This is a genomic window from Salisediminibacterium beveridgei, assembly GCF_001721685.1.
GTDB classification, from domain to species: Bacteria; Bacillota; Bacilli; order Bacillales; family Salisediminibacteriaceae; genus Salisediminibacterium; species Salisediminibacterium beveridgei.
Genome location: NZ_CP012502.1, coordinates 1901275 through 1919342, shown reverse-complemented (window position 1 = coordinate 1919342; position 18068 = coordinate 1901275). Strand labels below are relative to the sequence as shown.

General features: G+C 42.5%; 14 protein-coding genes. All 14 read left to right on the top strand.

Annotated features, from left to right (window positions below):
- Window positions 1-64: 64 nt before the first annotated feature.
- Window positions 65-2164 carry a polyribonucleotide nucleotidyltransferase gene (gene pnp, locus BBEV_RS08895; protein ID WP_069365148.1) on the top strand — a complete coding sequence of 700 codons (2100 nt, stop codon included), beginning with the start codon at window positions 65-67 and terminating at the stop codon, window positions 2162-2164.
- Window positions 2165-2253: 89 nt separating this feature from the next.
- Window positions 2254-3483: a M16 family metallopeptidase gene (locus BBEV_RS08890; protein ID WP_069365147.1), complete on the top strand. Its 1230-nt coding sequence runs from the start codon at window positions 2254-2256 to the stop codon at window positions 3481-3483.
- Between the two features lie 181 nt (window positions 3484-3664).
- A complete protein-coding gene (locus BBEV_RS08885; protein ID WP_069365146.1) occupies window positions 3665-4720 on the top strand; it encodes an aspartate-semialdehyde dehydrogenase in 1056 nt (351 codons plus the stop codon).
- A gap of 21 nt (window positions 4721-4741) precedes the next feature.
- The gene (dapG, locus tag BBEV_RS08880; protein WP_069365145.1) at window positions 4742-5944 is read left to right on the top strand and encodes an aspartate kinase; all 1203 of its coding nucleotides are present in this window, start codon (window positions 4742-4744) and stop codon (window positions 5942-5944) included.
- Between the two features lie 26 nt (window positions 5945-5970).
- Window positions 5971-6852: a 4-hydroxy-tetrahydrodipicolinate synthase gene (dapA, locus tag BBEV_RS08875; protein ID WP_069365144.1), complete on the top strand. Its 882-nt coding sequence runs from the start codon at window positions 5971-5973 to the stop codon at window positions 6850-6852.
- A gap of 141 nt (window positions 6853-6993) precedes the next feature.
- Window positions 6994-8664: a ribonuclease J gene (locus BBEV_RS08870; protein ID WP_069365143.1), complete on the top strand. Its 1671-nt coding sequence runs from the start codon at window positions 6994-6996 to the stop codon at window positions 8662-8664.
- 133 nt (window positions 8665-8797) lie between these two features.
- Entirely contained in the window at window positions 8798-11248 is a 2451-nt protein-coding gene (locus tag BBEV_RS08865) for an FtsK/SpoIIIE family DNA translocase (RefSeq protein WP_407690227.1), read from the top strand.
- A 104-nt stretch (window positions 11249-11352) separates the two neighbouring features.
- A complete protein-coding gene (locus BBEV_RS08860; protein ID WP_069365142.1) occupies window positions 11353-12075 on the top strand; it encodes a GntR family transcriptional regulator in 723 nt (240 codons plus the stop codon).
- Between the two features lie 153 nt (window positions 12076-12228).
- The gene (gene yfmF / locus BBEV_RS08855; RefSeq protein ID WP_232318144.1) at window positions 12229-13464 is read left to right on the top strand and encodes an EF-P 5-aminopentanol modification-associated protein YfmF; all 1236 of its coding nucleotides are present in this window, start codon (window positions 12229-12231) and stop codon (window positions 13462-13464) included.
- Window positions 13461-14762, top strand: a complete 1302-nt coding sequence (gene yfmH / locus BBEV_RS08850) for an EF-P 5-aminopentanol modification-associated protein YfmH (protein WP_069365140.1) — start codon at window positions 13461-13463, stop codon at window positions 14760-14762. Before yfmF ends, yfmH begins: the two co-directional genes overlap by 4 nt.
- Entirely contained in the window at window positions 14759-15481 is a 723-nt protein-coding gene (gene ymfI, locus BBEV_RS08845) for an elongation factor P 5-aminopentanone reductase (protein WP_198154971.1), read from the top strand. Before yfmH ends, ymfI begins: the two co-directional genes overlap by 4 nt.
- 129 nt (window positions 15482-15610) lie before the next feature.
- Window positions 15611-16384 (top strand): DUF3388 domain-containing protein, encoded by a 774-nt coding sequence (locus BBEV_RS08840; protein ID WP_069365138.1) that lies wholly within the window; start codon window positions 15611-15613, stop codon window positions 16382-16384.
- A 17-nt stretch (window positions 16385-16401) separates the two neighbouring features.
- On the top strand, window positions 16402-17313 hold the full coding sequence (locus tag BBEV_RS08835) for a helix-turn-helix domain-containing protein (RefSeq protein ID WP_069365137.1): 912 nt from the start codon (window positions 16402-16404) through the stop codon (window positions 17311-17313).
- A gap of 153 nt (window positions 17314-17466) precedes the next feature.
- A complete protein-coding gene (gene pgsA, locus BBEV_RS08830) occupies window positions 17467-18045 on the top strand; it encodes a CDP-diacylglycerol--glycerol-3-phosphate 3-phosphatidyltransferase (RefSeq protein ID WP_069365136.1) in 579 nt (192 codons plus the stop codon).
- Window positions 18046-18068: the final 23 nt, after the last annotated feature.

Sequence of the window (18068 nt, the reverse complement as noted above, 5' to 3'; positions counted from 1 at the left end):
TTTACATATAAAACACAGAGGCACTGGTGAACAAACAGTGTTATCGGTGAGGGGAGAACAATTGATGAGTAAAGAAACCAAAGTATATTCAATGGAATGGGCAGGACGAACTCTGTCATTTGAAGTCGGTAAGTATGCAAAACAGGCAAATGGAGCTGTGATGGTGAAGTACGGGGATACAACTGTACTGTCTACTGCTACGGGATCAAAAGAACCAAAGGACCTTCCTTTCTTTCCATTGACTGTGAACTATGAAGAGCGCTTGTATGCTGCGGGTAAAATCCCTGGGGGATTCATTAAACGTGAAGGACGTCCAAGTGATAATGCAGTACTTACTTCACGATTAATTGACCGGCCGATCCGACCTTTATTTCCAGACGGCTATCGTAATGATGTTCAAGTTATCAGCATGGTTATGAGCAGTGATCAGAATGCATCTTCAGAAATGGCGGCAATGATTGGTTCCTCCATGGCGTTATCTATTTCAGATATTCCATTCGGCGGGCCGATTGCGGGTGTTGTTGTTGGACGCGTAGATGGCGAATTCATCATTAACCCAACGACCACTCAAATGGCTGAAAGCGATATTGATCTGATTGTGGCAGGTACAAAAGATGCGGTGAATATGGTTGAGGCAGGTGCTGAACAAGTTCCTGAATCAGACATGCTTGAAGCCATCCTGTTTGGACATGATGAGATCAAACGCCTCGTTGCTTTTCAAGAAGAGATTGTTGCGGAAGTCGGTAAATCGAAGATGGAAGTGCAATTGCTTACTACGGACCAGGAACTTCAATCTGAACTTCGAGAGAAGGCTTATGAAAAATTGAAGGAAGCTGCGAAAGTTGTAGAGAAATCAGCACGAGAAGATGCGATCTCCGATGTCTTTGATGAAATTCAGCTTGACTATGTTTCAAAAGAAGATGAAGAGGACCGTTCAAAAGAAATAAAAGAAATTTTGAATAAGCTGGTTAAAGAAGTTGTCAGGGAATTAATTACAAAAGAGAATATTCGTCCTGATGGACGTCAAACAGACGAAATCCGTGCGCTTGCATCCGAAGTTGATATTTTGCCTCGTACTCATGGCTCCGGTTTATTTACACGGGGTCAGACGCAGGCATTAAGTATTTGTACACTTGGAGCGCTTGGTGATGTTCAAGTGATTGATGGATTGGGCATTGAAGAGTCAAAACGGTTTATGCATCACTATAATTTCCCACTTTTCTCTGTTGGAGAAACAGGTCCAATCAGAGGACCGGGCCGTCGTGAAATTGGTCATGGAGCTTTGGGAGAACGTGCCCTTGAACAGGTCATTCCATCTGAAAGTGATTTCCCGTATACCATTCGTCTCGTATCGGAGGTACTTGAATCCAATGGGTCAACCTCGCAGGCAAGCATTTGTGCATCAACCATGGCAATGATGGCTGCAGGAGTTCCTCTTACGGCCCCTGTAGCAGGGATCGCAATGGGTCTTGTGAAACATGGTGATGACATGACTGTTCTGACAGATATTCAAGGCATGGAAGATGCACTGGGAGACATGGACTTCAAAGTAGCAGGAACCAAGCATGGTGTAACAGCACTTCAAATGGATATCAAAATTGACGGAATCACTCGTGAAGTGCTAAAGGAAGCCCTTGAACAGGCTCGTGATGGCAGATTGAAGATTCTTGATAACATGCTGTCTGCGATTCCTGAACCACGTAATGAGTTAAGTCAATATGCTCCGAAGATCAAAACCATGACCATACATCCCGATAAGATCCGCTCTGTTATTGGACCAAGTGGTAAAAATATCAATAAGATCATTGAAGAGACCGGTGTTAAAATTGATATTGAACAGGATGGGACAGTTTTCATTTCCGGTCTTGATGTCGAGATGATCGATAAGGCACTCTCCATTATTGAAGAAAATGTTCGCGAAGCAAAAGTGGGAGAAACTTACGTTGGCACAGTCAAGCGTATTGAAAAGTTTGGTTGTTTCGTTGAAATCTTTAAAGGCAAAGATGGACTGGTGCATATCTCTCAACTTGCGAACGAGCGAGTCGGTAAAGTGGAAGATGTTGTCTCTATCGGTGACGAGTTGAAAGTTAAAGTTACTGAAATCGATAATCAGGGGCGGGTAAATCTCTCTCATAAAGCCGTTCTGAACGAGCAGGCTAAGTAATAATTCAGCCAGAAACCGGAAAATCACACTACTGATTTTCCGGTTTTTCTGAGAAGAATCAATTGTCTGTCATGACAGAGGAGGATATTGTGGTACATCGAGTAACTGCACCAAACGGATTAAGGATCGTATATGAACCCTTACAGGATGTTCGCTCCGTTTCCATGGGCATTTGGATTGGAACCGGATCCCGTTATGAAACGGACGAAGAAAAAGGGATCTCTCATTTTATTGAACATATGCTGTTCAAAGGAACAGCTACACGTTCTCCACAGGAAATTGCAGCAAGTTTTGATGCGATTGGCGGTTATGTCAATGCCATGACATCCAAAGAATATACTTGTTATTATGCCAAGGTACTGGATTCACATGCCGACCAGGCCATGGATGTCTTGAGTGATATGTTTTTTAATTCCCGGCTGGCTGCAGAGGACATCGTAAAGGAACAGGCTGTGGTTTTAGAAGAAATCAAAATGTATGATGACACACCAGATGATCTGGTGCATGAGCAGCTCAGTGAAATCTCATATGGTAAACACCCGCTTGCAGGTCCTATTCTTGGCTATGAATCAACGATCAGACAATTTGATTTTGAACAATTGAAGTCCTACATCGATCAGACGTATACAGCAGATAATGTAGTGATTTCGATTTGTGGTCATGTGGATGAAACTTTTATAAAGCGTGTCTTAGAGCGGTTCAGTGCTGTCCCTGCTGGTCAACAGCGGCCAATTTACCCGCCAACCTTTATTTCAGGTGAAAAAGGAAGGAAGCGGGAGGCAGATCAGGCTCATTTGGCAATCGGGTTTGAAGGTGTTTCAGCTGATTCCGGACTTATGTACCCACTGGTCCTCCTGAATAATGCCATTGGTGGATCGATGAGCAGCAGACTCTTCCAGGAAATCAGAGAAGAACGTGGCCTGGCTTATGCAGTCTATTCCATTCATGAAGCGTACCGCGATTCGGGACTTTTAACTATCTATGCGGGTTGTGCCATGAATCAGCTGGACCGGGTTTATGATGTAATATTGAAAAATCTTCAAACCGTTAAAACGGATGGATTGACTGAATTAGAGTGGCAAAATGGTAGAGAACAACTCAAAGGCAGTTTGATGCTTGGGCTTGAAGGAACGTCAAGTCGTATGCAGCGCAACGGCAGAAATGAGCTGATTTTGGGCCGTCATCGAACCCTTGATGATGTCTTGCACCGTATTGACAGCATCACACAGAAGGATATTTCAGATGTTGCCTCGTATTTATTCAGTCAGACACCATCGATTTCGGTCGTCAGTGGTGAAGGGAAACTTCCTTTACGTTGATGATTTGTAAGAATTCATGACGATGTGTACGAATTCAGCAGTCCCCATGGTATTCATCATTGCTCACAGTAAAATGATCGGCAATGATCGAACATATCCTGTTTAACGATAGACTGTAAATTCGCTATAATTTAAAATGGCCGTGTTAAAAACATGATTACTTGAGAGGAGATCAATCATTATGACTCAATCAAACGAAATGTACAATGTAGCAATATTAGGAGCAACGGGTGCAGTAGGTCAGCAGATGATGGACACACTCGATCGTCTGAACTTTCCGGTGGACGAACTGAAACTTCTGTCATCCAAACGTTCTGCAGGTAAAAAAATTTCTTTTAAAGGCAAAGAGTTGACAGTTGAAGAAGCGAAGCCGGAGTCATTTGAAGGGATAGATCTGGCGTTGTTCAGTGCAGGCGGGTCGATTTCAAAAGAGCTTGCTCCTGAAGCTGTGAAGCGTGGCGCTGTCGTTGTGGACAATACCAGTGCTTTTCGTATGACTGAAGGGATACCTTTGGTTGTTCCGGAAGTCAATTCCGATGCACTTAAAAATCATAAGGGAATTATTGCGAATCCGAACTGTTCCACAATCCAGATGGTTGCAGCCATGGAACCGATAAGAAAGCAGTTTGGACTGAAACGTGTCATCGTCTCGACCTACCAGGCCGTTTCCGGTGCAGGGAATGCTGCTGTGGACGAAATGTATGAACAGACCCAACAGATTATGAATGATGAACCGATAGACCCGCAAATTTTACCAGTTGGCGGTGACAAAAAGCATTATCAGATCGCTTTTAATGCCGTGCCGCAAATTGATGTGTTTCAGTCGAACGGATATACATTCGAAGAAATGAAAATGATCAATGAGACGAAAAAAATCATGTCTGATGAATCCATTCAAGTCGTTGCAACCTGCGTCCGTATTCCAGTTGAAACCGGGCATTCCGAATCGGTATACATTGAAGTGGAAAAAGAGGGTCTGACAGTGGATACTTTCAAAAACATTATGAAAGATGCAGACGGAGTTACATTGCAGGATGATCCTACTCAACAGATCTATCCACTGGCAACAGATGCGCAAGGCAAGGACGATGTCTTTGTCGGCCGGATCCGTCAGGATCTGGACCATCCAAAAGGATTCCACTTCTGGGTCGTTTCAGACAACCTCCTGAAAGGTGCAGCTTTGAACTCTGTTCAGATCGCACAATCGCTTGTAGAACAAGGACTGCTTAAAAAATAACCAAGGAAAGCGGATGAAATTATGACCATTTGCGTGCAGAAATTTGGTGGAACATCGCTGCAAACGGATGAGACAAAAGCAAAAGCAGTTGAACATGTTGAAGAAGCTGTTCAAAAAGGTTATAAAGTGGTCACAGTCGTCTCAGCAATGGGACGACTTGGTGATCCTTATGCGACGGATACTTTGCTGTCACTCATTGGCGGTGTCGATGCTTCCCTTTCCAAAAGAGAACAGGATTTATTAATGGCATGCGGCGAAACGATCTCTGCCGTAGTTTTTTCTGATATGTTGCAAAAGCGCGGTTTGAAATCTCTTGCTATCTCTGGAAAAGAGGCGGGGTTTAGAACCAGTGGTGATTACAGTGACGCGAAAATCGTTGATATGAATCCGCAAGCTGTCATGCAATACCTGGATGAGTATGACGTAATTGTCGTGACGGGATTTCAAGGTGAGACTGCGAATGGCACTACAGCTACTCTGGGCAGGGGAGGGTCTGATACCTCTGCAACAGCACTTGGAGCAGCTCTCGATGCTGAGGTCATTGATATCTTTACTGACGTAGACGGAATTATGACTGCAGACCCTCGTTTAGTTGAGGACGCCAAAACATTGGATTCAGTAACCTACAATGAAATATGCAATATGGCTTATCAAGGCGCAAAAGTTATTCATCCAAGAGCCGTGGAAGTTGCCATGCAGGCGAAAGTGCCAATCCGGATTCGCTCCATCCATTCTAAAGCGCCCGGCACACTGATTTCCGTTTCTACGTCAGGTCAACCCGGACTTGATCTGGAAGAAAAACTGGTTACCGGTATCACTCATGTTGGAAAACTTTCCAGAATAAAAGTCTCTGTAAACGGCATGAAGTATGAGCAGTCAAAAGTATTTGAAACATTGGCAGAAGCGGGAATTTCTGTTGATTTTATCCATATACATCCTGATGGCGCTGCGTTTACCGTTCCGGAACATCTCGGTTTCAGGACAAAAGAACTTTTGACAGAAATCGGTTTGACTGTGTCAGAAGATAAAGGGGTGGCAAAGGTTTCAGCGGTTGGTGCCGGGATGACCGGAGTGCCGGGTGTTACCTCGAAAATCGTCAAAGCATTGTCTGATCGAAACATTACGATTCTGCAATCTGCAGACTCCCATACCACCATTTGGGTACTTGTTTATGAAAATCAAATGAAAGATGCGGTGAATGCTTTGCACGATGCATTTATCTGATAGAATGAAAGCAAAAGGGGGTATGGATGATGAGTTTTGGAAAAGTACTGACAGCTATGGTTACACCATTCGACGATGACGGGTTAATCAATTATGAACAGTTGGAAATACTGATCAATCATTTGATCGATAATGGAACTGATGGACTTGTTGTAGGTGGCACGACGGGGGAATCGGCAACGCTGAGCATCGAAGAAAAAGCAGCTCTATATCAACAAGCTGTAAAGATCGCCAATGGACGTGTCCCGATTATTGCAGGAACAGGTATGAATGATACTTATGCAACAGCTGAACTGACTGCCCGTGCTGAACGTGTTGGCGTAGATGGCATTATGCTCGTAGCACCGTATTACAATAAACCATCCCAAAAAGGTCTTTACGAACATTTTCACACGATTGCAGGTAAGACAAGTCTACCGGTTATGGTATACAATGTTCCCGGTCGAACAGCGGTGAATATTCTGCCGGAAACGACGATTGAACTTGCAAAAATTGAGAATATAGTCTCAGTGAAAGAGGCCAGTGGGAACTTGGATCAGATCACCATGATTGTTGCGAACACTCCGGATGACTTCTCCGTTTATTCGGGTGACGACTCTTTGACATTGCCTGCACTGGCGGTTGGTGCTGATGGGGTTGTTTCAGTGAGCAGTCATATCATAGGAAATCAGATACAGCAGATGATCACTCATTATGAAACCGGAAGAGTTCAAAATGCTGCAAAACTCCATCAGCAGCTTCTTCCGATTATGCGCGGCATGTTTATTGCACCGAGTCCTTCACCTGTAAAAACAGCTCTTAACATGCAAGGCATAGAAGTGGGCGGTGTGAGGCTTCCTTTGGTGCCGTTAACGTCAGAGGAGCGTCAGACACTGAATGAGATCCTTACTTTATGCGATGATCTTTAGAGGAGTCAGTCAAACAGGAGGGAAACCCTCCTGTTTTTTCACTTGTTACATACTGCGTCTGTCATGTATACTGACTTAGGAGAGAGTTATGATCGTTGGCTATATCGCAAATTGGATTGAAACTATTAGGAGGAAATGACATTGTCAAATAAACAAACGGATCAAATTAAATTTTACGCCTTGGGTGGTGTAGGTGAAGTCGGTAAGAACATGTATGTTCTTGAACTGGATGACGAGATTCTGATCGTTGATACAGGATGCATGCATCCTGAAGATGATATGTTAGGTGTGGATATTGTAATCCCGGATATGACATACCTCATCGAAAACAAAGATCGTGTGAAGGGGATTATCTTGACGCAGGCACTTGATGATCACATCGGTGCTGTGCCTTATGTACTTCGTGAACTGAATGTCCCGGTCTATGGTTCCCGATTCACGATCGCTATGGTGAAAGACTTATGTAATGAAGTAGGTGTCCCTGGTAAACAACAATTTAACGAAGTGCACTCTCAATCGAAAATTAAAATTGGCAAGAGTCCGGTCAGTTTCTTCAAGACAAACTACAGTGTGCCGGATACTTTAGGTGTAATGATTCACACTTCACAGGGACCAATTATTTATACCGGAGATTTCAAGTTCGATCAAAATCCTGTGGATGGGTTACCTTCAGAAATGGAAAAGCTTACTGAAATCGGATCCAAAGGCGTACTCTGTCTGCTTTCTGACAGCACGGGAGCTGAGATGCCTGGCTACGCACCTTCTGAATCGGTCGTTGCAGAAGGGATCAAAGAGGCATTTCATGAAGCCCCGGAGGCAATAATTGTCTCAGTATTTTCATCTAATATTTATCGCATACAGCAAGTCCTTGAAGCGGCTGCCAGAGAAGAACGGAAAGTCGTCATTGTCGGAAAGGAAATTGAACGCGCAGTGGAAATCGCACTGGAACTTGGTTACCTTGAAGATTCCAAGGGATTATTGGTGAGTCATAAAGAATATAAAACGATGTCTCCCGATGAAGTTGTGGTTGTCACAACCGGTAGCCAGGGTGAACCAATGAGCTGTATGATGAGAATGGCAAAAGGTTCACATCAGGTGGTGAAAATTAAAAAGAACGACAGAATCATCATTTCTGCTGTTCCAAGCCCAGGGAATGAAAAACAGGTATCTCAAATGGTTGATCTGTTGTCACGAACTGGAGCAGAGGTTGTGTATGGAAAAGATAAAAAAATCCACGTGCCATCTCATGCCTGCCAGGAAGAATTGAAATTGTTGCTGAACGTTGTGCAGCCGCAGCATTTTATTCCAGTTGCAGGTGAATACCGAATGCAAGTGGCGCAGCATCACCTGGCACGTTCCGTTGGTATTCAGCAGGAAAATATTTTCCTTGTTGACAAAGGAGAAATGGTTGAATTTACGAAAAGAAAAGGAAAACAAACAGGTAAAGTTCCTTCCGGTCATGTTCTGATTGATGGACTGGGCGTAGGCGATGTTGGTAATATTGTTTTAAGAGATCGAAGACTTCTTTCTAAAGATGGTATCCTTGTCGTTGTTGTTACCTTAAACAAGTCCCATAAACAAATTCTTTCTGGTCCTGATGTCATTTCCAGAGGGTTTGTCTATGTTCGTGAGTCTGAAGCGTTAATCAGACAGGCTGAGACACTGGTTAAAGAGACAATCGATAAACAAATTGCACAAAATCAGACCGATTGGGCTACAATGAAGAGTTCGATTCGCGATCAATTAAGTAAAATGCTTTTTGATAAGACGAAACGACGACCTATGATCATGCCGATCATTATGGAAGGTTGATACACCCCCCTTTGTTGGGGGTGTTTTTTAATTTGTTTCTTTTTCAGTCCGTCCAGTAAGGGAAATCTTGTGTTATGATAGATTTGTAATCTTACATAATTACTCACAAATACGTTTTCAGGGGGTGAACCTATTGGCATCAACTAAGAAACCAAACTCAACATCAAAGCAAAAATCTCAAAGTGCAAAAGGCAAGTCAACTGCAAAATCAAAATCTAACGAAACGCCAGGCTGGATTCAAGAACTGCGTTTTGAATTGTCAGGATTGTTTATGGTGATGATTGGTATCATTGCATTATTTGAACTTGGTATGGCAGGAAGATCTGTAAACTGGTTCTTTCAATTTCTTGCAGGGAACTGGAAAGTACTTTTGATTCTCACATTCATCGGATTATCCATTTATTTAATGATGAAACGTAATTTCCCAACTTTTTGGAATCGTAAGCTGCTGGGATTCTATTTAGTATTGACTTCCATACTGGTCATGAGTCATGGCCGTGCATACAGTTCTTGGCAGGATCAGGCTCAACCGATGGAAACGGGTATTATCAGTACTACATGGTCTCTTGTGACTGGCAGTCCGACAGGTGCGGCGGCTCAAGGTGAAACGATGGGTGGAGGTATGATCGGAGCACTCATTTTTTCACTCACGCATGCATTATTTTCAGTTTCCGGTTCCTATGTTGTTGCAGGTGGACTGATGATTACAGGTATCATTTTCATGACCGGACGAACCTTTATTGATATCATCCGTCATGAAGATGGACCCAGAGCATGGGTTACTGCAACGGGAAATCAACTGAAACGAGGTATGACGTCAATCATCAAACGAATCAAAGATCGAAAAACAGCGATCCAGTCTAAAACAGCTCAAAGTGATTCCTCAACATCAGAAGTGGAACCTGAAATTCTCGATTTTACTGAACACGTGAAGGGTGAACAGGACGTCGTGGTTTCAGAAGTGAATGGGAATGAGCCTGAATCTGATCAGAATCAAGCCGATACCTTTGAAGAACATACACAAGAAGGTTCAGAAGCTGGTAATACTAATATCGAACCGAAAGATCCGGCTGCTGAATCCAACGTTAAACTTGTCGTTTCTGAATCAGAAAATAAAGAGTACCATTTGCCGCCATTTGATTTGTTAAAGTCACAAGTGAAACCGAATCAATCAAAAGAACATTCCATGCTGTCGAAAAATGCCCGGAAGCTTGAAGAAACACTAGACAGCTTCGGTGTGAAAGCGAAGGTAACCAAGGTCCACTTGGGACCTTCAGTTACTAAATATGAAGTGTACCCCAATGCAGGTGTGAAAGTCAGTAAAATTGTAAATCTTACTGATGACCTGGCTCTTGCGTTAGCTGCAAAAGATATTCGGATGGAAGCGCCTATTCCTGGTAAATCTGCTATTGGTATTGAAGTTCCAAATCAGGAAGTATCCCTCGTGACTCTCAGGGAAGTACTTGAATCGGCCTTGATGAAAGGAAATGAAAACCCTTTGGCCATTGGACTGGGACGGGACATTTCCGGTGAAGCAGTTATCGCTGAGCTGAATAAAATGCCTCACCTGCTTGTTGCCGGTGCAACAGGAAGCGGGAAAAGTGTTTGTATTAATGGGATTATCATCAGTATTCTTTTAAGGGCAAAGCCTCATGAAGTGAAGCTGATGATGATTGATCCAAAAATGGTTGAACTGAACGTATATAATGGGATTCCGCATTTGTTGGCTCCTGTAGTAACCGAGCCTAAGAAAGCGGCGCAGGCACTGAAGAAAGTTGTCAGTGAAATGGAAAGACGTTATGAACTATTCGCAGCGTCAGGAACGAGGAATCTTGAAGGATATAATGAGTATATTCGTAAAGAAAATTTAAAAAGAGATGAGGCGGAAGCTTATTCCCCACTCCCCTATATTGTTGTCATTGTTGATGAATTGGCAGATCTGATGATGGTTGCATCTTCAGAAGTGGAAGATGCCATAACCAGGCTTGCACAGATGGCACGTGCAGCTGGAATTCACTTGATAATTGCTACTCAAAGGCCATCTGTTGATGTCATCACAGGTGTCATAAAAGCGAATATCCCATCGCGTATTGCATTTGGTGTTTCAAGTTCAACAGATTCACGAACGATTTTGGATGGCAATGGTGCAGAGAAGCTTCTTGGAAAAGGGGATATGCTCTTTATTCCTGTTGGAGCTTCTAAATCGGTTCGTATACAAGGAGCTTTTTTATCTGATGATGAAGTGGAGCGAATCGTAAATCATTGTATTGAACAGCAGAAAGCGCAATATGCTGAAGAGATGATTCCATCTTCTGTTGAGGAACAGAAGCCATCCGGGGAAGCTGATGATGAGCTTTATCCGGACGCAGTGGCACTCGTGAGAGACATGCAATCAGCATCGGTATCCATGATGCAACGACGTTTTCGGGTGGGATATGCCCGGGCAGCAAGGTTGATTGATGAGATGGAAGTCCGTGGTATTGTAGGACCTTATGAGGGAAGTAAACCAAGAGAAGTTCTTGTTTCGAAAGATGAAGATCCTGGACCTCAAGAATCAGATCAAAGGGAAAAGACACAAAAATAGTAGTGATTAAATCGCATTCATGATACATTGAAATGAAGAAAAATACTTTATCTGTATTGAAATTCACTCCCCGAATCTTTGGGAAGTTAAGCAGGAGGAATACTATGATTCGATCAGACCAACGACCACTCTATCTACAAGTAATTGACCGTGTAAAGGAAGATATCGATAAAGGAGTCTATGTAACCGGGGAGCGTCTGCCATCAGAATTCCAGCTTTCGAAAAAGCTGGGCGTTAGCCGTGCCACATTAAGAGAAGCACTGCGGATGCTTGAAGATGAGAATGTCATTGTCCGACGTCACGGTGTCGGAACATTTATTAATGCAAAACCACTATTCTCATCAGGAATTGAAGAATTGTTCAGTGTGACGGATATGATTAAACGCGGAAAGAAAAAACCAGGAACTAATTTTCTTTCAACTTCTATAGATAGAGCATCTGAAGATGACCAGCGCCGTTTTCTTGATGAGCAGCTTAAAGATTTGACGGTAATTGAACGGGTCAGAACTGCGGATGGTGAACCAGTTGTATATTGTCTTGATAAAGTTCCTTCGAATCATTTACCGGATGCCATCAATCAGGAAGAACAGTCGATTTTCGTACAACTGGAACAATCAGGTACTTCGATTGCTTATGCGATGACGCAAATCGAACCGATCGGGTTTCACGAGCGGGTATCGGAAATCTTGAATTGTGAACCTGAAACCGCCCTTTTGGTATTGAAGCAGATGCATTACAATGAACAGGATCAACCTGTCTTGTATTCCATTAACTATTTCCGGGCAGATAAATTCAAATTCCATGTACTTCGAAAACGTGTATTCTGAGCATTGTCGATTGAATAACCCGCCAACTCATTGAGAAGGAGGCGGGTTTGATTTGTTTAGACTGAGCGAATAGACAATTGAAATGGGGGAAAAATAAAGATGATGGAATTAACTGAACATACTTTTATGAAAGACAATCTTAAAGTTCATTTTATGCCAACTACCACTTACAAAACGAATACATTTATTCTTCAGGCCAAAGCTCCTTTGAACAGATCTACAGCATCAAAACGTGCTGTCTTAACTGAAACATTGCAAGGTGGGACTGTAACCTATCCGAATCGCATGTCGTTTCGCGGGGCATTGGAATCTTTATACGGAACAGTCATAGGTACAGATGTCTACAAAAAAGGCGAGCATCACATCATGTCATTTCGACTGGACGTTCCCAATGGCAAATTTTTAAAAGGCTCACCTCCTTTGACTGAACAAGCAGTAGCGATGTTCTCAGAAATGATCTTCGCACCTGCACGCAATGAAGATGATCAATTGAATCCTGAGGTGATTCAAGAAGAGAAGCGGGCATTAAAACAAAAAATCACATCAATTTCCGATGATAAAATGCGGTATGCAAACAAGCGGCTTATCGATACAATGTGTGAAAATGAAGCTTTCTCTACGCATGTTTACGGTACATTACAAGATGTGGAAGATATTACTCCGGCAGATTTGACGGAGTATTATGAATCATTTCTCGAAACAGACCAGCTCGATTTATATGTTTCAGGTGATCTGACTCTTCAGGATGTTGAGGCTTGGATAGAGCTTTTTTTTGGCGGAGTAAGAACCAATCACCCTGACAAAACTTTTATAAAAGAAGAAAAGAAGTCTGCTGTTCACGCTAAAGAAGTGACAGAAGTGCAGGATGTCCAGCAGGGGAAACTTCACATAGGATACAGGACGGGTGTTGTTTATGGTGATCAGGACTATTTTGCGCTTTTACTTATGAATGGTCTGTTCGGAGGTTTTTCTCATTCCAAATTATTTGTGAATGTCAGAGAAAAGGAAAGTTTGGCCTACTATGCAGCGAGTCGCCTTGAAACATTGAAAGGGTTAATGATTGTGATGGCAGGAATTCAATCCGATCAGATGGTCAAAACAAAAAAAATCATTTTTGAACAACTTGAAGCAATGCGAGCAGGAGATTTTTCCGATAATGATTTGGACCAGACACGCGCGGTATTAAAGAACCAATGGCTTGAGACACTGGACTCGCAACGTGGCCGAATCGAATTGGCCTATAACAACGAATTCACAATCAATCCAGTCCCTGTAGATCAATGGTTCGACGAACTTGAGAAGGTTACTCGTGAAGATTTGCAAAGGGTTGCCCAAGGCGTGATGCTGGATACGGTGTTTTTCCTGAAAGGAAAGGTGGATGAAGCATGAATCGTATAAAATTCAATCAGCTGGATGAAACGCTTTACACCGAAACATTAGAAAATGGGCTTGAAGTTTTCATCCTTCCAAAAGCGGGGTTCCATAAAACGTTTGCAACATTTACGACAAAATATGGATCAATGGATCGAACGTTCAGGCCAATTGATGAGGACCAGACTCATACAGTTCCAGATGGAATTGCTCATTTTCTTGAACATAAAATGTTTGAAGATGAAGATGGAGATGTATTTCAGGTATTCAGTAAACAAGGTGCGTCTGCAAATGCCTTTACAAGTTTCACGAGAACAGCTTATCTTTTTTCAAGCACGAGCCTTGTAAAAGAAAATGTGCGCACGCTTCTCGATTTTGTGCAGAAACCGTATTTCACTGAAGAAACTGTCGAGAAAGAAAAAGGGATTATTGGTCAGGAAATCCGTATGTATGAAGATAATCCAGATTGGCAGAATTTCTTTGGCCTTTTAAAAGCAATGTATCACGAACACCCTGTTTCAATCGATATAGCAGGAACGGAAGATTCCATTGATCAGATTACAGCTGATTTGCTTTATACCTGCTACCATACTTTTTATCATCCCGGCAATATGGCCCTGTTCATTGTTGGCAATGTGGATCCTGATGAGATGATGAGTTTTGTGCGGGACAATCAGGCTCAAAAATCAGTTAAAACGCTCACGCATAATCCAAGGCAATTGTTTACGGGAGAGCCTGAGGAAGTGAAACAACAGGAAGTGACTGTGACTATGCCACTTCAGACAGGCAAATGTCTCGTTGGTATCAAGGATCGACGACCTGATTTAATGGGCAAAACATTATTGAAATACGAATTATCCATGGAAATGGCGCTGGATTTGATCTTTGGTCAAAGCAGTGAAAATTATTCATCACTCTTTAAACAAGGTTTGATTGACGACAGCTTCGGTTATGATTTCACCCACGAAGAAAGCTTTGGATTTTCTGTAGCGGGTGGAGATTCAGAGCGGCCTGAGGAACTGGCAGCAAAAATAAAACATATGCTTCGGGAAGCTGCGAAATCAGGAATCGATCCGGAAAGTTTCGAGCGGATCCGTAAACAAAAGCTGGGTCAATTTCTCAGAGCGATGAACTCACCGGAGTTTATCGCCAACCAGTTCACACGTTACCACTTCCTGGGGACAGATTTATTTGAAATTGTTCCGGTACTTGAAGATCTCACAGTAGAGGAAGTTGAAGGCGTTCTTAAAGAGCATGTGGATGTGGAAAAGCGATGTTCTGTCTGCTACGTGCTCCCTGGAGAAACAACATCGTGAAAAGGAAGAGAGTCTGGATAACTGGTGCGAGTGGAGACATCGGATATGCCATAGCAGAAGAGGCTGCAAAAACGGGCAGTGACCTGGTTCTACATTGTTTTCGGAATGAACAACCGCTTCGGAGGCTTAGTTCAAACTATCCTGAATTGGATATCCGCATTGTTCAATGCGATTTCACAGATTCTCTTCGGACATTGGAGTGTTTTCATTCAATGCCATGTCCAGATGTTTTTGTTCATTGCGCCGGCTACTCTGATCCGAAGCTGTTTCAAGAAGAAGAACACGACTCAATACGTGCTCAAATGCAATCAGATTTGATCACTCCGATGCTGTTGATCCGTTCATTCATTCCGGATATGATTTCAAGGCGAGCAGGTAATATTCTGTTTATCACGTCGATTTGGGGGCAGACCGGTGCTTCCATGGAGGTGTTATACTCTACTGTCAAATCTGGTCAGCATGGCCTTGTCCGCTCTCTTGCCGACGAATTGGGCCCTTCGGGTATCCGTGTGAATGGGATAGCACCTGGGATCATTCATACTCGAATGGTATCCAATTATTCAAAACAAGACATCGATGCAATCAAACGTGAAATCCCGGCTGGACGATTGGGGCATCCAGAGGATATTGCACATACGACAATGTTTCTCACAGGCGAAGGAGCGGATTATATCAATGGTCAAATCATTGGTGTAAATGGAGGATGGCACAGGGGTTGATTCGATCGATGTGAATTCATGTGATCTCTTGATTATCCTTTAATTTATAGATGAAATGCATTATCATTACATGTAACGGATAGATTTTAAAAACGTCTTACCAGATAACCGAGGAAAGAGAGGGGCCATATGGAAACCAAAGAATGGTATTTGGAATACCACATTAATCAAAACAGGCCGGGTCTTCTTGGTGATGTGGCATCACTTCTGGGGATGCTGAAAATTAATATTATCACCATCAATGGTGTAGAGAACGAAAATCGCGGTATGCTGATAAAATGTAGAGATGATGAATCGATTCAACGGCTTAGATATATTTTGAACACGATGGATGTCATAACGTTACATAAACTTCGGGAACCGAAGTTAAGAGACCGTTTGGCTGTCCGTCATGGCCGTTACATTGTCCGCGATCGTGATGAAAAGAAAATCTTCCGCTTTGTTCGCGATGAACTGGGTGTCCTGGTCGATTTTATGGCTGAGCTGTTCATGAAAGATGGGCACAGGCTCATTGGTATCAGAGGGATGCCAAGGGTTGGGAAAACAGAATCGATTGTAGCTGCAAGTGTCTGCGCGAATAAGCGCTGGTCATTCCTCTCGTCGACCTTGTTAAGGCAGACAATAAGAAGTCAACTGGCGGACGATGAGATGAATCAGGACAACATTTATATCATCGATGGAATTGTCTCCACAATGAGAGCTAGTGAAAGACATCGTTTGCTTGTCTCGGAAATGATGCGCCTTCCATCAACAAAAGTGGTTGAACATCCTGATATTTTTGTACGTGAAACAGAATATACGCTTGATGATTTTGATTATATCATTGAACTGAGAAGTGATGAAAAAGAGGAGATCACATATGAACAAGTCGAATCCGGATTTTCGTCATTTGATATCAGTTAGTTGGCAGGTGTTAATAATTGTCTGAACTCGGTGTAAGATTACAAAATGCGAGAATTGAAAAGGGATTAACTCTCGATGAGCTCCAGAAAAAGACAAAGATTCAAAAGCGCTACCTCGAGGCAATTGAGCAGGGTGATTTTTCGAAAATGCCTGGGGATTTTTACGCACGCGCATTTGTAAAGAGTTATTGTGAAGTGGTAGGGCTCTCAGCAGATCAGGTGTTTCAAGAACATGCTGACGAATTACCGAAAGCAAAAAAGGAATCATCAGACTTACCACCTAGAGTGGAACGTCCGAAAACAAGACCGATTAAAAGAAATTCGAAATTTGCTACATGGCTTCCAACTGTCGTTGTATTGATTTTTCTGATTGGCATCGTATCGACGCTCTGGTTTATGAATCTCGATGAAGGTACAGGTGAGGATGCTTCGACAAGGGAAGAGGAACAATCACAACCATCTGTGGATATTGATGATGAGCTGAATGATGAGAACGCTGAAAACGATGAAAACGATGAGAATGATGAAGAAAATAATAATAACGAGAATGATCAAGCCATAAACGATGATAATGATGTCAATGAAGAGGTCCAGGATGAGGAAGAAATTGACGAGTCAGACCCTGAATTAAGCTTCGTTGAATTAAATGATGCAGGTCAATATGTTTATGAGCTGAGTAATGCAGAGCAGTTTGATTTTGAGATGAACTTTACCGGTGGAAGCTGGATTCAGATCAATGATGAATCTGGAACTGTTCACACTGAAACGCATAACGATGGTGATGAAATCTCGTTTGATTTCACCGGACAATCAGAAATCCTGATCAGACTTGGTTTTATTCATACAGCAAACATTTTTGTCAATGAGATGCAACTGGAGTATCAGAGTGATAGTGATGTCCAGAATATTTTGATTCAGCACCAGGAATGAATGTCGTCAGAACGGTCTTTATGGACCGTTCTTTTCTCTGTAAATCCTGTGAAGCACTAAGCATTTAATCGCTTTTAAATCACCTTTCTGATAGAATATAATTGGTACATAATGTGAAATACATTTTAAAGATTGTTAAAGGGGGACGAATTCGTGAACATACCTAATCAGATTACGATATCACGAATCATTTTAATTCCAATTTTCATGATATTTCTACTTGGTCCATTTGACTTTGGACAATGGGCTTTTCTTGGAGCAGAGATTCCTGTTCACCATTTGATTGCGGCGATTATCTTTATCATTGCAGCAGCAACCGACTGGTTGGACGGTTATTATGCCCGAAAATATAAGTTAGTTACCAATATAGGTAAATTTCTTGATCCATTGGCCGATAAACTATTAATCACAGCTGCGTTTGTATCGCTGGTCGGATTGGAAATGTTTCCTGCTTGGGCCGCGGTAGTGATTCTCACCCGAGAATTTGCAGTAACGGGGTTACGTCTTGTCGCATCAGGTGAGGGAGAAGTCATTGCTGCCAGTCAATGGGGCAAATGGAAGACAGTCAGTCAGATTGTCTGTATCGGAGCCATTCTCTTGCATAATGTTGGTTTTGCCATGATTGGACTGCCATTTGATACCATGATGATTGTTTTGGCGGTTACCTTGACTTTGTATTCCGGTTATGACTATTTCATAAAAAATACACACGTTCTTGCCTCGTCAAATTAATATTTTAGATATGGAGGGAAATT

What these genes read in the sequence shown, in the direction of transcription:
- yfmF (WP_232318144.1), top strand. Translation starts at nt 12,229, where the DNA reads ATGCCAACTACCACTTACAAAACGAATACATTTATTCTTCAGGCCAAA.
- pnp (WP_069365148.1), top strand. Translation starts at nt 65, where the DNA reads ATGAGTAAAGAAACCAAAGTATATTCAATGGAATGGGCAGGACGAACT.
- BBEV_RS08840 (WP_069365138.1), top strand. Translation starts at nt 15,611, where the DNA reads ATGGAAACCAAAGAATGGTATTTGGAATACCACATTAATCAAAACAGG.
- dapA (WP_069365144.1), top strand. Translation starts at nt 5,971, where the DNA reads ATGATGAGTTTTGGAAAAGTACTGACAGCTATGGTTACACCATTCGAC.
- dapG (WP_069365145.1), top strand. Translation starts at nt 4,742, where the DNA reads ATGACCATTTGCGTGCAGAAATTTGGTGGAACATCGCTGCAAACGGAT.
- BBEV_RS08885 (WP_069365146.1), top strand. Translation starts at nt 3,665, where the DNA reads ATGACTCAATCAAACGAAATGTACAATGTAGCAATATTAGGAGCAACG.
- BBEV_RS08860 (WP_069365142.1), top strand. Translation starts at nt 11,353, where the DNA reads ATGATTCGATCAGACCAACGACCACTCTATCTACAAGTAATTGACCGT.
- yfmH (WP_069365140.1), top strand. Translation starts at nt 13,461, where the DNA reads ATGAATCGTATAAAATTCAATCAGCTGGATGAAACGCTTTACACCGAA.